We start from the raw sequence: 16,660 nt of genomic DNA on the forward strand, positions 1-16,660 counted from the left end.
CTCCATCTCGGTGGGTTAGATATGCGCAGAAAACATCACAAACTGCGTTTTATTCAAAACGCGTGATTAGCGCCAAACTTACTCATGACAGATCCACAGCGCCTCGTGACTGACTAAATGGAAAACGCCAGCTACAGAACACACACAAGATCAAACTAACTAATGCGACTATGGCCCCGGTTTCACCGATATGACTCATGCCCAGATGAATGCTCACCAGACTACCCAGCAGAGCCCCAGCTCCAATTCCGATATTCACAATTCCAGAAAAGAACGCCATTGCCAAGTCTGTCGCATCAGACGCCAAAGCTAAGACTCGTAACTGCATCGTCAAGAAGAACATCGTCATTGCAATCCCCCACAAGGCTACCGCAGGGATCAACAACCATTTAGAACTACTTATTGGGATCAACAATGCCATCACCACCATCAATACCAAAATAATCCCAGAAAGGATCAGGCTCGGGTAACGTGCATTGATGGGTGCAAAAATAATACTGGCAATAATCCCCGCAATCCCAAAGACAAACAGGATCGAAGTGGCAAACTGTCGTGAATAATGAGCGACCTCTTCAATAAATGGCTCAATGTAACTATAAGCACTAAAGTGCGCCACAATCACCATTAGCCCCAGCAGGTAAACACTAACCAATGCGGGACGATGGAACAATTTTGGGATACTCGAGAGTGATCCCGAATTTTTACTTTCAACCGTTGGCAGGGTAAAGAACAATATGACCGCCACCACTAAAGCGACTAAACCAATCGCAGCGAATGAAATACGCCAGCCAAAATAGCTATCGATCACCCGTCCCAGGGGTAAGCCAACAATGGTTGCGATCGATGTTCCCAGCACAATGACACTCATGGCTCGAGTTCCTCCCCCGGGAGGTGCAATGCGGATAGCGAGTGATGGAATGATGGCCCAAAAGACAGAGTGAGCTATCGCCACACCTAATCGAGAGATCAACAGCACATTAAAACTCCATGCGACCGCCGATAAACCATGACTGACGATAAATAAGGTAATGAGCCCCATCAGCAATTTACGCCGCTCCATCGCCCCGGTCATCAACAGACAGGGAACCGATAATAACGCCACGCACCAAGCATAGATGGTCATCATGATCCCCACCTCGGCTGGCTTCATATTGAAAGATTGACCGATATCGGTCAGTAACCCCACCGGAATAAATTCTGAAGTATTAAAGATAAAACCGGCAATTGCTAATCCGAAGACCGGAAGCCATGCCGCAAAACCCGTATGCGCCATAAAATTACCTATTGCCAGAAGTCGGCTGACCCTTGTTGTTCATCCTTGATCGTTAAATTTCGTTCACATAAATCTCATTTGTGATCGTGATCATATAGGAGTGTATTTGCTGATGCTAGCGACAACTTACAGAATAGGGGTAATCCATAAGATAGTGATCGTTTCTAGGCTGAATGACCCGCCGCAGAGTGTCTAAATTGAGAGGAAAAACGTGAGCAGAGCCAAATCCCCAAAATAATAAACACGGCACTGATGATATGGTACCAAGCGAGCTGCACATCAGTGAAACAGATCCCCAATATTCCGCCGGATAATGGAATAATATGCGTGTATATTTCCCCACGTGTTGCACCGAGTTCCGCTATTCCCCGATTCCAAAACACATACGATAACCAGGATGGAAAAATAACTAAATAAGCTAGCCCCATCATAAAAGTTCCATGCGTATAAGGCTCCCAATTAAGGTGGGAATGATAGATCACATAAATGACCGTGACCGGCAATAACATCAACGCACCGAGCAAAGAACTAGCGGCGACAAAAGCATGGCCATTCAATTGTTTGCTTTTTAGTCTTAAAAAAGCGCAGTAAAACGCCCAGCTAACAGCCGAGCCCATTGTCCATAGATCCCCCTGATTCAAATGAGACAACATAGATTGATGCCACTGCCCTTTTGAAAGCAACACTAAAACCCCGATTGAAGAGAGTAATACCCCAGCCACATTATTTTTGGAAATATGTTCTTTAAAGATGACCCGATTAATGACCAGAACCATCGCCGGAGTTGCCGACATATAGATGGCAGCATTAAGAGACGAGGTATATTGCAAACCGATGTAAAGCGTTAGCGGAAATAAAACTTGGCCAAAAAGGGATAGCATCAGGACAACCCATCGTTCATGAAACAAACAGCCGATATTGGTCAAAAATACTTTTCGGTATAAAACGATCAACAGCACCGCCGTCAGTAGCCATCGCCCCTGTGTGAGTAAAAAAGGATCTGCCGAGACCACCAATAACCGACCGACCACATAATTTCCTCCCCAAAAAATTGCTGCAAAAATAAGGCATAGATAAGGCATAAGACCTCCAACGATACTATTTAGTATATTTTATCTAGAAATAAATCAATAGCATCATCTATTTTTACTCAATGAATTATCTTATGATTTAGATCGTATATTCATCATGAATCATATTTCTAGATTTATTTATCATGATAAGATCAGTTGAATAGACGTTATCGTATAGACATAACCCTCATGCCGGATAAAAAACAATTATTAACCGAAAAAGCAGCCGAGCTCTTTAATAAAGAAGGGTTTCAATCCCCCAGCATTGATCGAATTGCAGCTTATGCTCACATTGCCAAAATGACTTTCTATCGTTATTACCCCGACAAAATCAGTCTGATCCAAACGATTCTAGAAACGCGACTTGAACAGTTTTCAGCGCAACTGACAGCGCTGGAATCTCAAACGGACAATCCCCGAGACCAGCTATTTTCAATCTTTGATTTTTATGCCAAATGGTTTGCCAGTCATGATTATCATGGCTGTCTCTTCACCCGAGCCAGTCAGGAATATGGTCAACAATACCCTCAGATTAATACAATCAACCAAAAATTTAAGCAATCGCTGGCCGATCTATTAACCCGGGTCCTCATTCCTAAGCTAAAACCAGAAGTAGCACAGCGAACAGCCATGATGCTACTCATGTTGATTGACGGAGCTATTGTGAATAGCCAAGTGACCACCACCTATAGCGAAGATTACCCTCCGGCAGCAACGGCCTGGCAAGCCGCCAAAACGCTGTTATATATGCAGGGATATCCCCTCGATGCGCCCATTGGGGAAAAGAGCTGATGTTTCCTAAAATAACCGCGCTGCGAATATCAATAAAACTTGATGAAACCATTACCACTGGCGGTAGTTTACAGAACACATAAAAAAGCCCACATGACCGTGGGCTTTTGCCTAACGACACTGGCTCAAACTAAGCGGCGGAAGTTGCTAAATCCAGATGCGGCCGGAACCGAATCACGGCAAGACTCGCAATAACGCCAATCACAGCGACTGAAGCCACATAATAAACCGGAGACATTGGGTTCGTGCGCATCATCACGCTAACCAACATGGGCGTTGTTCCCCCGAAAATGGCATACGCGACGTTATAAGAAAATGACAGACCCGAAAAACGAATCGCCGCCGGAAAACTCTTCACAGCAATCGCAGGAACAACGCCCACTAATCCGACAAAAAATCCGACGACCGTATACATAGGGAATAACCATGTTGTGTCGTGTAACATGGTGCTGTAAAACACCCAGTAACTCACCGCCAGACCAATACTGAAAATCGCCATAATCGGACCATTACCAAAACGATCCGCTAATGCCCCGGCCACCAAACATCCGACCAAAATAAAGATGATGGCTAGACTATTGGCTTCCAGAGAAGTTTGTGGATCCAAATGAACCAATTTCTGTAGCAAGGATGGCGTCATCAAAATTGTTACGACAATCGCTGCCGTCAGAACCCAGGTGACGGCCATTGACACCACCACAGATGCGCCATGTTTTTTCAAAACGGTTTTAATCGGCAATTCGGTTGCTAACTGTTTATGAGCCTGCATTGCTTTAAAAATCGGTGTTTCATGTAGCCAGCGGCGCAAATACATGGTCACAAAACCAAAAACGCCCCCAAGCAAAAATGGTAATCGCCACCCATAATCATGGATCTCCTGACTCAAAAAGACCGAGTTAATCCCCGTTGCCACCAGAGAACCAATCAAGATCCCAGCCACCAGCCCGGCGGATAACGTTCCACAGGCCAAGCCAATATGACGTTTTGAAACATGCTCCGTCACAAACACCCAAGCACCTGGAGCTTCACCACCGATTGCCGCACCTTGCAATACCCGGCATAACAATAATAATAAAGGCGCTGCGATCCCTATCGTGGCATATGTTGGCATCAGACCTATCGCCATTGTCGGAACAGCCATTAGGAAAATACTCAGCATAAACATTCGTTTACGCCCCAGTAAATCGCCAAAATGCGCCATGATGACTCCGCCTAAAGGACGGGCTAAATATCCAGCTGCAAAAATACCGTAAGTCTGGACCTGACGCAGCCAATCCGGCATATCCGCTGGGAAAAATAGGCTTCCCACAACATTGGCAAAATAGACAAAAATGACAAAATCGTAAAATTCTAAGGCTCCCCCCAATGCAGAGAGGCCCAAGGTTTTCACATCATTCCATGTAATCCGACGGGAAGTTACAACAGCATCTTCGAGCTCTGATTCTCGCGCCTCAGGTGCACCACTCAATTCAATGTCCATGATCGTACTAGTCTATCGTATGCTTATAAAAATAGTGAAATACTGCCATCACCAAAATCATTCCATTTTATAGGGATAAATGATGCAATAATAATGTCTGTTAGCAGAGTGATTCACGATAATACTGTTATGGCGCAATAAAAGAAAGCCATTTCAATTCACTTAGCCGCGCGGAGTTGAATATTTTTTAATCCAAATTTAAACATTTACAAAAAATTGACCATAGAATCAATATTCATGGTGTATTGTTCTTAAACACTTGCAAACGGTGAATTTTCGTCCTGAAAAGCGGATGCAGATAGCTGTAAATATAAGCACGAAGAATCAATCGTCCATGAACAAGGTAGGGACTTTCACACACTAAAAAAGCATGTGTTATTCATAACCCATTTAGCAACGCATTAATCAGAATGGGTATGGCTTCGAAACACTTTCCGAATATAATTACTGAGAGCCTGAATGGTCAGGCTAGTCTGAACCGGCGTATGTAATACCACCTGATAATGATCTAACTCCGGGAGTCCTAACGACGCGGGGACTTCAACTAACGGTTCCCGAAGCATACTGCGAGGCAGCGGAGCAATCGCTAAATCGGCCAACACAGCCGCTTTGAGTCCTTCGGTCTGCTCACTGCTATAAGAAATTCGATAATTGATCCGGGTCTTATCCAATGCCGTTAGAGCAAAATCTCGCCATAGACATCCCCGTTCATCCAGCGCCAACGGAACCGGTAAACGCAGATAGGCTTCTCCCCCCCGGCACATCGTCCATACTAACGATTCACTAAATAATACCTGCCCGCGAGATTCATCTACCCCCAGATTTCCTGAAACTACAATCGCTAAGTCCACCTCTCCCGCGGCCAGTTTCTGCATAAGGATGCCACTGGTCGTCACTATCACATGGATCTGGAGTTGTGGATACGCCTTGGCACATTGGCAAAGGATGCCAGATAAAAACTGTGAATCAATACACCCTGAAATTCCTAGTTCAATTTCACACACTGCGGTCTCTGGCCGAAGTGAACTTACCGCATCCTGATTAATCTGCAACATCTGCCGAGCATACTTTAAGAGTTGTTCGCCAGCGGAGGTCAACTGTACCTTCCGCGAACTACGATCAAACAACTGCTGCTCAAGTTGCTGCTCTAATCGTTTGATCTGCATACTGAGCGCTCCCGGGGATCGAAAAACTTGCTCGGAGGCACGAGAAAAACTCCCGGTCTGCACGATAGCCACAAATGAACGCAACACATCTAATTCGAGCAACGGAAAAGGATTCATAACGCCCCAGTATCTTTAGAAAATCTAAACGATGCTTTCATTATTTTTAGTTTTTCTGATGATGTCAATCTCGCTAATCTTATTACTGCCGCGGCATCAACACGCTATTTCCATTACCAAGTACTGGCCAAGGAGCGAGAGGATGTCGGTTACAAAAAATTTATATTTAGCCCATTCAGGAAAATATTTACTGAAATGGATAGGTCGCGTATGGCTGCTTTATCGTCGGCGCCGATTACACAAGCAAACACTCAGACAATTATCCCAGTTAAGTCCACATACACGCCGGGATATAGGACTGGATGATCATCAGCTATTACAAGAATTAGCTAAATATAAATATCGTAATAAAAATAAATATTAAACGATAGGTAGCATGATTATTCCGAACGGCACTTTAATCTAGCGGTGAAATTCACCGCTTCGCTGCCTGGGCCTCTCCATTTTGCTCGTATACAACACCCTTATTCATAAAAATCACTAAACCCGCATCCAGATAATACCGATGACGATGCAAAGTGCCGATGACCATCGCCAGATAGAGACCGGCTCACGAAGCACCAACGCAGCAATGAAGGTCGCAAAAAGAATGCTGCTTTCGCGCAGTGATGCAACCAGCGCGATGGGAGCCACGGTAAATGCCCAAACGGTGATCCAATAAGCCGATAGCGACATCACCCCGGCACTCACGCCACTTTTCCAGACCCGAAATAATGAACGAAGGCGTACTTGTTTACGAATCACCACGCCATAAATCAGCATTATCAGCGCATCTAGGATCACCATCCATAAAATAAAGCCGGAAGCCGTTTGTGCAACCCGGGCGCCCCAGCCATCGACCAATGAATAACTCGCAGTAAACACCGCCGTGAGCAGTGCAAAGCCGACGCCTCTTAGACTTAATTTTCGTTGTGATTGCCCTTTTAGAGTCATCATCAGAACACCGGTGGAAATAGCGACAATGGCGATGACTTCCTCCATTGAAAAAAGTGTTTTTAAAAAGAGCACCGAAAACAAAAACACCAGTAGTGGTGCTGTTCCTCTGGCAATGGGATAAACTTGGCTTAAATCAGCATACTCATAGGCTTTCATTAAAAAATTTTATAACCACTGTGCAGTAGTGCCGCAGCCACAATCCATCCCCATGACGCCATCAATGGAGCAGGGATAAAACACAATACCGGAATGGCCACCCCAGCCTGTACCAATGACAGCAAGATCATTGTTGAAGCGCGATCCAAACCTATCTTTAAAAGGCTATTCCATCCCGCATGCAACAAAGCACCCCCTAAAATTGCAAAAAACACATATATATTCATCGCGTCCCTGACCTTTACTCACCCGATAATTAGATTTAACACGTCATTGAATAGCCAAAACCAGAAAGACGAAATATCATGATCTTCAAACTATTTTCTCAACAGCAGAACGATACAATGACCGCTTTAGTATCTTATAAATCGTTCTGTTTCGGGTGGATTTTTAAGCACTAACGATGTTCCTAAAACTCACAGACTGAAGGTTTTATGATGAAACGACATACACTCCCTCTCACCGCTCTTCGCGCTTTTGAAGTGGCGGCAAGACTGGGGAAAATGACCGATGCTGCAGATGAACTTTGCGTTTCACATAGTGCGATCAGCCGACAAGTCCGAGGATTAGAAACCCTGCTAGGAGTTCGGCTGTTTGAAGGCCCGCGTCATCAGCTAAAACTCAGTCCCAGTGCCGAAAAATTACTCCCTAAACTCACGCTGGCTTTCGACATTCTAGAAGATGCGCTCAATTCCATCACCGTCACCCCCTCACAGGTCATCGATGTCTCATGTCTGGGAACCCTATCCATGCGTTGGCTTATTCCTCAGCTATATGAATTTCAGGATAGTCATCCGGATATCGAAATCCGCCTCACCACCGATGACGGAGCGGTCGATTGGAATCGGGATCATATTGATGTTGCGATCCGTGTAGCCGAACATTTTGACCAACGCCATCAAGTTATTCCGTTATTTGCTGACTTTGTCGGACCAGTACTCAGCCCTGAACTCATAACATCATCGCATCAACCCAGCCTTCACCAACTTCTCCAACTGCCGCTATTACATACTCGCACCAGAATTACAGCCTGGAACGACTGGCTGAGCCAACGTGATGAAAGCACAACAGTTTCAACTTATGGCAAAGTATTTGAACACTTTTATTTCATGCTGGAAGCAGCCATATCTGGACTTGGCGTGGCAATCGCGCCTTATATTCTGGTCAAAAATGATATTCGCTCTGGACGGCTCATCGCCCCTTTCGGATTTAGCGGCAACCACTTAAATTACGCCGCACTCACGATGCCATCCCCAACCGAACCCGTGCGTCAATTTACCAGCTGGCTCAAAAAAATAGCCGATACAGAACAAACGCCACCATCTCAATAGCGTCGATACAGACTGGCCAGAGCTGATTTACACACGAGTATCTCCCATCTGATGCATCATCTTTAAAAAGAGTTATCAAAATCCCCCGAAATTCTCTGGATACAGGCATAAAAAAACCCCGCAGATAAATCTGCAGGGTTTTTGAAACGATAACGTTTTTAAACAGCTAGGGAGCTTACATCATGCCGCCCATACCGCCCATACCGCCCATGCCACCCATATCAGGAGCAGCTGGAGAATCTTTTTGTGGTTTGTCAGTCACCATACATTCAGTTGTGATCATCAAACCAGCGACAGAACCAGCAAATTGCAGAGCACTACGAGTTACTTTAGTTGGATCAAGGATCCCCATTTCCAGCATATCGCCGAAGACTTCTGTACCTGCGTTGTAACCGAAGTTACCTTCGCCTTCTTTCACTTTATTCGCAACAACAGACTCTTCTTCGCCCGCGTTACGCACGATCTGACGCAGAGGAGATTCCATCGCACGCAGAGCCAAACGAATACCAACGTTTTGATCTTCGTTGTCACCAGTCAATTCAGTGATTTTAGAAGCAACACGAATCAGTGCAACACCACCGCCAGGGACCACACCTTCTTCAACCGCAGCGCGAGTTGCATGCAGTGCATCTTCAACACGTGCTTTTTTCTCTTTCATTTCAACTTCAGTTGCTGCACCTACTTTGATAACGGCTACACCGCCAGCCAGTTTAGCTACACGTTCCTGAAGTTTTTCTTTGTCGTAATCAGAAGAAGTTTCTTCGATTTGAGCACGGATCTGACCTACACGCGCTTCAATCGCAGCTTGGTCACCAACACCATCGATGATGGTGGTGTTGTCTTTATTGATCACAACACGTTTCGCACTACCTAAATCTTCCAAAGTTGCTTTTTCAAGTTCCAAGCCAACTTCTTCGCTGATGACAGTACCGTCAGTCAGAATCGCGATATCTTGCAGCATCGCTTTACGACGGTCACCGAAACCAGGTGCTTTAACCGCAGCTACTTTCACAATACCACGCATGTTGTTCACAACCAGAGTGGCCAGTGCTTCACCTTCAACATCTTCAGCCACGATCAACAGTGGTTTACCTGATTTAGTCAGGCTTTCCAATAGTGGCAGCAATTCGCGGATGTTCGAGATTTTTTTATCAACCAACAGCACAAATGGATTTTCTAATTCAACAGTGCCATTTTCTTGATTGTTGATGAAGTAAGGAGATAAGTAACCACGGTCGAACTGCATCCCTTCTACAACATCCAGTTCATCTTGCAGCGCCTGACCTTCTTCAACAGTGATCACGCCTTCGTTACCCACTTTCTGCATTGCTTCGGCAATGATGTTACCGACGGTTTCATCCGAGTTTGCCGAGATAGTACCCACCTGAGCAATCGCTTTGTTATCTGCACAAGGTTGTGACAGAACTTTCAGCTCTTCAACCGCTGCTGCAACTGCTTTGTCAATGCCTCGTTTCAGATCCATTGGATTCATACCTGCAGCAACTGCTTTCAAACCTTCGTTAACGATAGCTTGAGCCAATACAGTGGCTGTAGTTGTTCCGTCACCGGCCGCATCATTGGCTTGAGAAGCAACTTCTTTCACCATCTGAGCGCCCATGTTTTCGAATTTATCTTCGAGTTCGATTTCTTTTGCTACAGATACACCGTCTTTCGTGATGGTTGGAGCACCGAAAGATTTATCTAAAACTACGTTACGGCCTTTAGGACCTAAGGTGACCTTCACGGCATCTGCTAGAATGTTTACACCCGCGAGCATTCTCGCGCGTGACTCGTTACCAAATTTGACGTCTTTAGCTGCCATTTCAAAATTCCTTCGCTAATTAAATTGTAAGAACCGACGATTAAGCTTCAACGATAGCCAGAATATCTGACTCGCTCATGATCAGGACTTCTTCACCGTCCAGTTTTTCAGTTTTCACACCATAGCCATCATTAAAAATCACCAGATCGCCAACTTTAACGTCTAACGGTTTTACATCACCATTATCCATGATGCGTCCAGTTCCTACAGCGATCACTTCTCCACGAGTGGATTTTTCAGCTGCAGAACCTGTCAGAACGATACCGCCAGCAGATTTGCTTTCTTGTTCTTTGCGCTTAACGATGACGCGATCATGCAACGGACGAATGCTCATTGCTTAGTCTCCTTTAAAAAACACAGCGTGTTACGTGTTATTTGAGTTTGTTTGATAGCTGATCCAATTCAGCCAAATCGAAACCTTTCGTGAAATCATAGATGGGGTCTTATTTTTCAGTTCCAAGGGGGAAAATAAATTTTTTTTAAATTTTCCCTTATGGCTCTGATTTTAAGATCAATTCAGGCGATCATGGTCATCATCATCGTGCCGATGATACTCGCCATCAAAGGTACGTCCATCGGTTCCTCCCGAATGACGACGCTGAAATTTGATTTTATTAGACTGCAATATTTTTTTAGCCAGTAATACTCGCAACTGCGGAATTAACAAAATCATCCCAGTGAGATCGGTAATAAATCCGGGCATAACCAAAAAAATCCCAGCCACAACCAGCATCAGCCCTTCAATCACCTGCTGTGCAGGAACTTCACCCATGGCCATTTTCTGCTGAGCTGAAAAGGCAGTCTGTAATCCCTGGGAACGAACCAGCGACGCGCCAACCACTGCGGTCAAAATCGTTAAACCGATGGTCGGGATAGCACCAATCACTGACCCGACCTGAATCAACACATATAACTCAGCTGTCGATAAACCAGCAATCAGAATAAAAAGGTATAAGAACATGCGCTCCTCCAGTTATTACGGCGCTCCTTTTTATAATGGAGGCTATTTCAACTCTTTTAAAGACAAATAAGGGTAAATGCAGATAGAACCGTGATTCGGATTTACACAAAGGCTGTATTTCGAGGCGTGGGCGTGTAAAATTGGCAGCTACTTTTATGATTGTTAGTTTTTATCAATGGAACAGGTTGAATCATGACGACTCACACAAACGAATTACTGGCCGACTTGCAGGCCCGCGGGTTGATAAATCAGTGCACCGCCGATGAAGCACTGGCAGAACATCTCTCAACAGGCACCCGCCGTTTGTATTGTGGCTTCGATCCAACCGCAGATAGCCTCCATATCGGTTCTCTCGTTCCCCTATTAATGTTGCGCCGTTTTCAACTCGCGGGTCACAAACCTTATGCCCTCGTAGGGGGAGCAACTGGCCTCATTGGTGATCCCAGCTTTAAAGCAACCGAACGCCAACTCAATACCAAAGATGTCGTTGAAAACTGGGTGAATAAACTGAAAGCTCAAGTGAGTCGCTTTATTGAATTTAACGACAGTGAAACCGGCGCTGAAGTCGTCAATAACTTCGACTGGACCGGGGATATCAGTATTATCGATTTTTTACGGGATGTGGGTAAACACTTCAGTGTGAATGCCATGATCCAGAAAGAATCAGTAAAACAACGGATTAATCGCGAAGGCTCCGGTATCTCTTTTACAGAGTTCAGCTACATGTTGTTACAGTCATTTGACTTTGCTGAATTAAGCGAGCGAGCCGATGTGACACTGCAATTGGGGGGCTCTGATCAATGGGGTAACATTACCGGTGGGATTGATCTTGCACGGCGGATGTACCGCAAACAAACTTTTGGCTTAACCATGCCCTTAGTGACCAAAGCCGATGGTACTAAATTTGGTAAAACTGAAAGCGGGACCATTTGGCTCGATCCAAGCAAAACATCGCCCTATGCCTTTTATCAGTTCTGGATCAACACTGCTGATGCGGATGTTTATAAGTTCCTACGTTATTTTACCTTCCTCACTGTGGAAGAAATTGCACAGATTGAAGAAGAAGATCAAAATGCTCAAGGCAAACCACAGGCCCAGGGTATTTTAGCTCGGGAAGTAACCCAACTGGTACACGGTACCGAAGGCTTAGCCTCAGCACAGCGTATTACTGATGCCTTATTCTCCGGTAACTTATCAGAATTAAGCGAATCCGACTTAGAACAGTTAGCCTTAGATGGTCTGCCTGCCACCCGTATCGATAAATCAGAAGCCAGCTTAGTGGAACTGCTCACAACGACCGAACTTGCTAAATCCAATAAAATGGCGCGTGAATTTATCGGTAACGGTGCAGTTTCCATCAACGGTGACAAACAAACCGATGTCGATGCGCAAATTCATCAAAACAGCGCGTTGTATCAACGCTATAGCGTATTGAAACGCGGTAAAAAATTGTTTGCCCTGTTAATCTGGGAATAAAATAAATAGCAAAGAATAAGTAGTAAATAGAGAGGGCTTATGAACATTAAGCCCTTTTAGATATACAGAGGAGCGTCCAATGAACGACAATGAAAAAGAGCTCATCAGTAGCGACGAATTAGTGAAATTAGCCAATCACGCGTTAAAATCTCACGATGACTATATTGATGGTCTCGTTGTTTATAAAGCGGTGCAAACACCAGATGCCATCGTGTTCAAAGGTGAAAACTTTTTAGACGAACAGGGGCTACCTACCGCCAAAAGTATGGCCGCTTTCAATCTATATAAATGGCTAAGTTATCAATTTTCTGCTTTCTATACAGTTGAATCTTAGAAACACTAACATGTTTTTAGGCGAGCAAAAACATGGAGACATTTAATCCTAAATCGTCTTTCTCTTTTGGCTTAGCAACAAACTAGAGATTGATGACATGTTGTATTTATATCCGTTTAACATCTCTAAAGCAGAATATAACTTGTAGAAATAGCAGCATGAGCAAGTTATGTAAGATATTATTCCAGAACAATGCATTTTAAAGATGATCGCGATCAGGTCATCTTTTTGAGAGCGATCACAAAATTTATCAAACTTCCCCTATCTTTGCCGAACGCCCTTTAAGATCAAAGCTTATGTCGTGTTCTTCCCAAATATAATTATTCTATCAATAGTAAAACTATCTAAAAAATGTAAGCTTATTGTCGCTATTTCACGAGAAATCTGGCTTATTTTTTAAAATATGGTATAAAAGGGCCTTCTATTTGAGTGTTATGCGCTATAATGCGCGAATCATTCAGATTAAATACGAGAATGGGGTTTTCGCCGAAGATGTCTGAAAAATTTAAGATATTAGTGCTTAATGGACCCAACTTGAACTTACTCGGTCGACGTGAGCCTCAAATTTATGGCCACCAAACATTAGCCGATATCGGAGCTCAGTTGGATCTCGATGCGCAACAATCCGGTGCCATACTGGAACACTTTCAGTCAAATCACGAAGGTGAAATCGTTGACCGAATTCATGCAGCCCTAGGCAACATCGATTTTATTCTGATTAATCCGGGTGCCTTGACCCACACGAGTGTCGCGCTTCGAGACGCGCTACTCGGTGTCAATATTCCATTTATCGAAATTCATTTATCTAATATTCATGCCCGTGAGCCCTTTCGGCATCATTCTTATTTGTCAGATAAAGCAATGGGAGTGATTTGTGGATTTGGCGCACAAGGGTACCAATTTGCATTAAGCGCAGCCATAAACCGGCTGCGAACAATCCAGAATAGCTAAAAGAGAGCAACATGGACATTCGTAAAATTAAGAAATTAATTGAACTGGTTGAAGAGTCAGGCATTTCTGAACTGGAAATTACTGAAGGTGAAGAATCGGTACGCATTAACCGCTATTCCAGTGCACCTGTTGCCGCTCCGCAACCGGCATTCTACAGTGCTCCGCAGCCAGTAGCCCCCATAGCTGCTGCACCAGCAGCACCTGCTGCGGATGCCGAACCGGCTAAACCATCTGGCCACATGGTACGTTCACCGATGGTTGGAACATTCTACCGCTCACCATCACCGGATGCCCCATTGTTCGTTGAAGAAGGTCAACAGGTGAGCGTTGGTGATACTTTATGTATCATTGAAGCGATGAAAATGATGAACCAGATCGAAGCTGACAAGGCCGGGACTGTCACCCGAGTCTTAGTCGGGGATGGTCAATCGGTAGAGTTCGACGAACCACTGTTCATCATTGAATAATAGAGGCAATTATGCTTGATAAAGTTGTCATCGCAAACCGTGGTGAAATTGCACTACGGATCTTAAGGGCCTGTAAAGAACTGGGGATAAAAACTGTTGCCGTTCATTCTACAGCCGACCGGGAGCTGAAACATGTTCTGCTTGCCGATGAATCCGTGTGTATCGGAGAACCGGCGGCTTCGGCCAGTTATTTGAATATTCCTCGAATTATAGCGGCTGCCGAAGTGACCGATTCGGTTGCAATCCATCCTGGATATGGCTTTTTATCTGAAAATGCTGAATTTTCCGAAATGGTCGAACAAAGTGGCTTTATTTTCATTGGCCCAAAAGCCGAAACCATTCGCATGATGGGTGATAAAGTTGAAGCCATTAAAGCCATGAAAAAAGCTGGGGTTCCTTGTGTCCCCGGTTCCGATGGCCCATTGACCAGCGACTCCCAGCGAAATATGGCCATTGCCAAACGCATTGGCTATCCAGTTATCATCAAAGCGGCTGGCGGTGGTGGTGGTCGCGGAATGCGCGTCGTTCGTCAGGAAAAAGATTTGGCTCAATCCATTGAACTCACTCAAGCTGAAGCCGGTGCGGCCTTCGGGAATAGTGTCGTATATATGGAAAAATACCTAGAAAATCCACGTCACGTAGAAATTCAGGTCTTATCAGATGGTCAGGGAAATGCAATTTACTTGGGTGAACGAGACTGTTCAATGCAGCGCCGTCATCAAAAAGTTGTTGAAGAGGCTCCCGCTCCAGGCATCACTGCGGATATGCGCCGTTATATCGGTGAACGCTGTAGTAAAGCCTGCGTTGAAATTAATTATCGCGGTGCCGGTACATTTGAATTCCTATATGAAAACGGCAATTTCTATTTCATCGAGATGAATACCCGTATCCAAGTTGAACATCCAGTAACCGAAATGGTAACCGGCGTCGATTTGGTGAAAGAGCAATTACGTATTGCGGCAGGACAACCATTGTCGATCAGTCAGGATGAAGTAAAAATTACCGGTCATGCGGTAGAATGCCGAATCAATGCCGAAGATCCAGAAACCTTCATGCCATCACCCGGTAAAATCGATAAATTTCATTCACCAGGTGGCCCGGGAGTCCGTTGGGATTCACATATTTATGCAGGTTACACGGTCCCCCCTTATTACGATTCAATGATCGGCAAACTGATCACGTATGGCGAGAATCGTGATATCGCTATCGCACGCATGAAAAATGCACTGGCAGAACTGGTGATTAGTGGCATCAAAACCAACATTCCGTTACAACAAGTTATCATGGAAGATGAAAACTTCCATAATGGCGGCGCGAATATTCATTATCTTGAGAAAAAACTTGGGTTAGAATAGTCAAGTCATATCAATACTCAATACTGATGGCCTCACTTATAATTAAGTGGGGCCACTTTTTATAATCAGGAACAACGATGCCTTGGATTCAACTCAAAATTAACGCAACCCAGCAAACAGCCGAATCTATCGGTGATCAGCTGATGGAACTTGGTGCCCAGGCCGTTACTTTTTTAGATGCACACGATACTCCCGTATTTGAACCCAAACCGGGAGAGACTCTCCTGTGGGGTGATACCGATGTACAGGGACTCTTTGCAGCAGAAACCGATATGGGCCCAGTAATTACCGCAATGGAACAGGCGGGCGCAATTATCGATCACAACTACAAGCTGGACCAATTAGAAGATAAAGATTGGGAACGGGAATGGATGAAAAACTTCCATCCTATGCACTTTGGTAAACGACTATGGATTTGTCCAAGCTGGTTACCGATCCCCGATCCGAATGCTATCAATGTATTGCTCGATCCAGGTCTCGCCTTCGGAACTGGCACCCATCCAACGACAGCCTTGTGTCTGGAATGGCTGGAAAGCCTTGACCTGACAGATAAGACCGTCGTTGATTTTGGCTGTGGTAGTGGAATTTTAGCCATCGCCGCACTGAAATTAGGCGCCAAACGTGTTGTAGGCATCGATATCGACCCACAAGCCCTAACGGCGAGTAAAGATAATGCCGAACGGAACCATGTAGCCGAACAACTAGAACTTTATCTGCCCAAAGATCAACCCGAAGATTTCCAAGCTGATGTCGTGGTCGCTAACATTCTGGCAGGCCCGCTAAAAGAGCTTCAATCCATCATCTGCGGTTATCTAAAAACAGATGGAGTACTTGCCTTATCAGGTATATTAAATGAGCAGGCAGAGGCTGTGAGTGCGGCTTATTGTACAGATATCGAACTTGATCCCGTTCAATCTAAAGAAGACTGGTGCCGAATTAGTGGCCGCCACTTAAACTGCTAAGCCCTGCC

General features: G+C 44.9%; 18 protein-coding genes. 9 read left to right on the forward strand and 9 right to left on the reverse strand.

Annotation, left to right across the window (positions count from 1 at the left end; genetic code table 11):
- Positions 1–82: 82 nt before the first annotated feature.
- Both ABUE20_RS05395 and ABUE20_RS05400 read right to left on the reverse strand, forming a co-directional pair.
- The gene (locus tag ABUE20_RS05395) at positions 83–1,273 is read right to left on the reverse strand and encodes a sugar transporter (RefSeq protein WP_408618829.1); all 1,191 of its coding nucleotides are present in this window, start codon (positions 1,271–1,273) and stop codon (positions 83–85) included.
- A gap of 164 nt (positions 1,274–1,437) precedes the next feature.
- Positions 1,438–2,355, reverse strand: a complete 918-nt coding sequence (locus ABUE20_RS05400; RefSeq protein ID WP_408618830.1) for a DMT family transporter — start codon at positions 2,353–2,355, stop codon at positions 1,438–1,440.
- 180 nt (positions 2,356–2,535) lie between these two features.
- On the opposite strand from ABUE20_RS05400, the gene ABUE20_RS05405 reads away from it, so the two are divergent.
- Positions 2,536–3,138: a TetR/AcrR family transcriptional regulator gene (locus ABUE20_RS05405; RefSeq protein ID WP_408618831.1), complete on the forward strand. Its 603-nt coding sequence runs from the start codon at positions 2,536–2,538 to the stop codon at positions 3,136–3,138.
- A gap of 130 nt (positions 3,139–3,268) precedes the next feature.
- On the opposite strand, the gene ABUE20_RS05410 is transcribed toward ABUE20_RS05405, so the two are convergent.
- Both ABUE20_RS05410 and ABUE20_RS05415 read right to left on the reverse strand, forming a co-directional pair.
- Complete coding sequence (locus ABUE20_RS05410; RefSeq protein ID WP_408618832.1) at positions 3,269–4,618, reverse strand: MFS transporter; 1,350 nt, start codon at positions 4,616–4,618, stop codon at positions 3,269–3,271.
- Positions 4,619–5,019: 401 nt separating this feature from the next.
- A complete protein-coding gene (locus ABUE20_RS05415) occupies positions 5,020–5,901 on the reverse strand; it encodes a LysR family transcriptional regulator (protein WP_408618833.1) in 882 nt (293 codons plus the stop codon).
- Positions 5,902–6,043: 142 nt separating this feature from the next.
- On the opposite strand from ABUE20_RS05415, the gene ABUE20_RS05420 reads away from it, so the two are divergent.
- On the forward strand, positions 6,044–6,265 hold the full coding sequence (locus ABUE20_RS05420; RefSeq protein ID WP_408618834.1) for a DUF1127 domain-containing protein: 222 nt from the start codon (positions 6,044–6,046) through the stop codon (positions 6,263–6,265).
- A 116-nt stretch (positions 6,266–6,381) separates the two neighbouring features.
- Here ABUE20_RS05420 and ABUE20_RS05425 read toward each other — a convergent pair whose 3' ends face one another.
- A complete protein-coding gene (locus ABUE20_RS05425) occupies positions 6,382–6,993 on the reverse strand; it encodes an EamA family transporter (RefSeq protein ID WP_408618835.1) in 612 nt (203 codons plus the stop codon).
- Positions 6,993–7,220, reverse strand: coding sequence for a hypothetical protein (locus ABUE20_RS05430; RefSeq protein ID WP_408618836.1), 228 nt, complete (start codon positions 7,218–7,220; stop codon positions 6,993–6,995). The genes ABUE20_RS05425 and ABUE20_RS05430 overlap by 1 nt, the downstream gene beginning before the upstream one ends.
- A gap of 207 nt (positions 7,221–7,427) precedes the next feature.
- Between ABUE20_RS05430 and ABUE20_RS05435 the strand changes: the two genes are divergently transcribed.
- Positions 7,428–8,324 carry a LysR substrate-binding domain-containing protein gene (locus tag ABUE20_RS05435; RefSeq protein WP_408618837.1) on the forward strand — a complete coding sequence of 299 codons (897 nt, stop codon included), beginning with the start codon at positions 7,428–7,430 and terminating at the stop codon, positions 8,322–8,324.
- 175 nt (positions 8,325–8,499) lie between these two features.
- Here the strand turns inward: ABUE20_RS05435 and groL are convergent, their stop codons facing one another.
- The 3 genes from groL to ABUE20_RS05450 form a co-directional block, all read right to left on the reverse strand.
- Complete coding sequence (gene groL, locus ABUE20_RS05440) at positions 8,500–10,146, reverse strand: chaperonin GroEL (RefSeq protein WP_408618838.1); 1,647 nt, start codon at positions 10,144–10,146, stop codon at positions 8,500–8,502.
- 40 nt (positions 10,147–10,186) lie between these two features.
- Positions 10,187–10,480, reverse strand: a complete 294-nt coding sequence (locus tag ABUE20_RS05445) for a co-chaperone GroES (protein ID WP_131912422.1) — start codon at positions 10,478–10,480, stop codon at positions 10,187–10,189.
- Between the two features lie 177 nt (positions 10,481–10,657).
- Positions 10,658–11,107, reverse strand: a complete 450-nt coding sequence (locus tag ABUE20_RS05450) for an FxsA family protein (protein ID WP_408618839.1) — start codon at positions 11,105–11,107, stop codon at positions 10,658–10,660.
- Between the two features lie 192 nt (positions 11,108–11,299).
- Between ABUE20_RS05450 and tyrS the strand changes: the two genes are divergently transcribed.
- The 6 genes from tyrS to prmA all read left to right on the forward strand — a co-directional run bounded on the left by tyrS (position 11,300) and on the right by prmA (position 16,652).
- Entirely contained in the window at positions 11,300–12,583 is a 1,284-nt protein-coding gene (gene tyrS, locus ABUE20_RS05455; RefSeq protein WP_408618840.1) for a tyrosine--tRNA ligase, read from the forward strand.
- Positions 12,584–12,662: 79 nt separating this feature from the next.
- On the forward strand, positions 12,663–12,917 hold the full coding sequence (locus tag ABUE20_RS05460) for a DUF2498 family protein (protein WP_408618841.1): 255 nt from the start codon (positions 12,663–12,665) through the stop codon (positions 12,915–12,917).
- A 492-nt stretch (positions 12,918–13,409) separates the two neighbouring features.
- Entirely contained in the window at positions 13,410–13,868 is a 459-nt protein-coding gene (gene aroQ / locus ABUE20_RS05465) for a type II 3-dehydroquinate dehydratase (RefSeq protein ID WP_408618842.1), read from the forward strand.
- Between the two features lie 11 nt (positions 13,869–13,879).
- Complete coding sequence (gene accB, locus ABUE20_RS05470; RefSeq protein WP_408618843.1) at positions 13,880–14,335, forward strand: acetyl-CoA carboxylase biotin carboxyl carrier protein; 456 nt, start codon at positions 13,880–13,882, stop codon at positions 14,333–14,335.
- 11 nt (positions 14,336–14,346) lie between these two features.
- Positions 14,347–15,690 (forward strand): acetyl-CoA carboxylase biotin carboxylase subunit, encoded by a 1,344-nt coding sequence (gene accC, locus ABUE20_RS05475; RefSeq protein WP_408618844.1) that lies wholly within the window; start codon positions 14,347–14,349, stop codon positions 15,688–15,690.
- A 77-nt stretch (positions 15,691–15,767) separates the two neighbouring features.
- Positions 15,768–16,652: a 50S ribosomal protein L11 methyltransferase gene (gene prmA / locus ABUE20_RS05480; protein ID WP_408618845.1), complete on the forward strand. Its 885-nt coding sequence runs from the start codon at positions 15,768–15,770 to the stop codon at positions 16,650–16,652.
- The last annotated feature ends 8 nt before the right edge of the window (positions 16,653–16,660 follow it).

It is taken from the genome of Celerinatantimonas marina (assembly GCF_046054165.1).
GTDB lineage: Bacteria > Pseudomonadota > Gammaproteobacteria > Enterobacterales > Celerinatantimonadaceae > Celerinatantimonas.

Bases quoted from the DNA above. Each gene is read 5' to 3' on its own strand.
- ABUE20_RS05395 (WP_408618829.1), bottom strand. From the start codon at position 1,273: ATGGCGCATACGGGTTTTGCGGCATGGCTTCCGGTCTTCGGATTAGCA.
- ABUE20_RS05420 (WP_408618834.1), top strand. From the start codon at position 6,044: ATGTCGGTTACAAAAAATTTATATTTAGCCCATTCAGGAAAATATTTA.
- groL (WP_408618838.1), bottom strand. From the start codon at position 10,146: ATGGCAGCTAAAGACGTCAAATTTGGTAACGAGTCACGCGCGAGAATG.
- ABUE20_RS05415 (WP_408618833.1), bottom strand. From the start codon at position 5,901: ATGAATCCTTTTCCGTTGCTCGAATTAGATGTGTTGCGTTCATTTGTG.
- ABUE20_RS05400 (WP_408618830.1), bottom strand. From the start codon at position 2,355: ATGCCTTATCTATGCCTTATTTTTGCAGCAATTTTTTGGGGAGGAAAT.
- accB (WP_408618843.1), top strand. From the start codon at position 13,880: ATGGACATTCGTAAAATTAAGAAATTAATTGAACTGGTTGAAGAGTCA.
- ABUE20_RS05425 (WP_408618835.1), bottom strand. From the start codon at position 6,993: ATGAAAGCCTATGAGTATGCTGATTTAAGCCAAGTTTATCCCATTGCC.
- ABUE20_RS05430 (WP_408618836.1), bottom strand. From the start codon at position 7,220: ATGAATATATATGTGTTTTTTGCAATTTTAGGGGGTGCTTTGTTGCAT.
- accC (WP_408618844.1), top strand. From the start codon at position 14,347: ATGCTTGATAAAGTTGTCATCGCAAACCGTGGTGAAATTGCACTACGG.
- aroQ (WP_408618842.1), top strand. From the start codon at position 13,410: ATGTCTGAAAAATTTAAGATATTAGTGCTTAATGGACCCAACTTGAAC.
- ABUE20_RS05450 (WP_408618839.1), bottom strand. From the start codon at position 11,107: ATGTTCTTATACCTTTTTATTCTGATTGCTGGTTTATCGACAGCTGAG.
- ABUE20_RS05435 (WP_408618837.1), top strand. From the start codon at position 7,428: ATGATGAAACGACATACACTCCCTCTCACCGCTCTTCGCGCTTTTGAA.
- prmA (WP_408618845.1), top strand. From the start codon at position 15,768: ATGCCTTGGATTCAACTCAAAATTAACGCAACCCAGCAAACAGCCGAA.
- ABUE20_RS05405 (WP_408618831.1), top strand. From the start codon at position 2,536: ATGCCGGATAAAAAACAATTATTAACCGAAAAAGCAGCCGAGCTCTTT.
- ABUE20_RS05460 (WP_408618841.1), top strand. From the start codon at position 12,663: ATGAACGACAATGAAAAAGAGCTCATCAGTAGCGACGAATTAGTGAAA.
- ABUE20_RS05410 (WP_408618832.1), bottom strand. From the start codon at position 4,618: ATGGACATTGAATTGAGTGGTGCACCTGAGGCGCGAGAATCAGAGCTC.
- ABUE20_RS05445 (WP_131912422.1), bottom strand. From the start codon at position 10,480: ATGAGCATTCGTCCGTTGCATGATCGCGTCATCGTTAAGCGCAAAGAA.
- tyrS (WP_408618840.1), top strand. From the start codon at position 11,300: ATGACGACTCACACAAACGAATTACTGGCCGACTTGCAGGCCCGCGGG.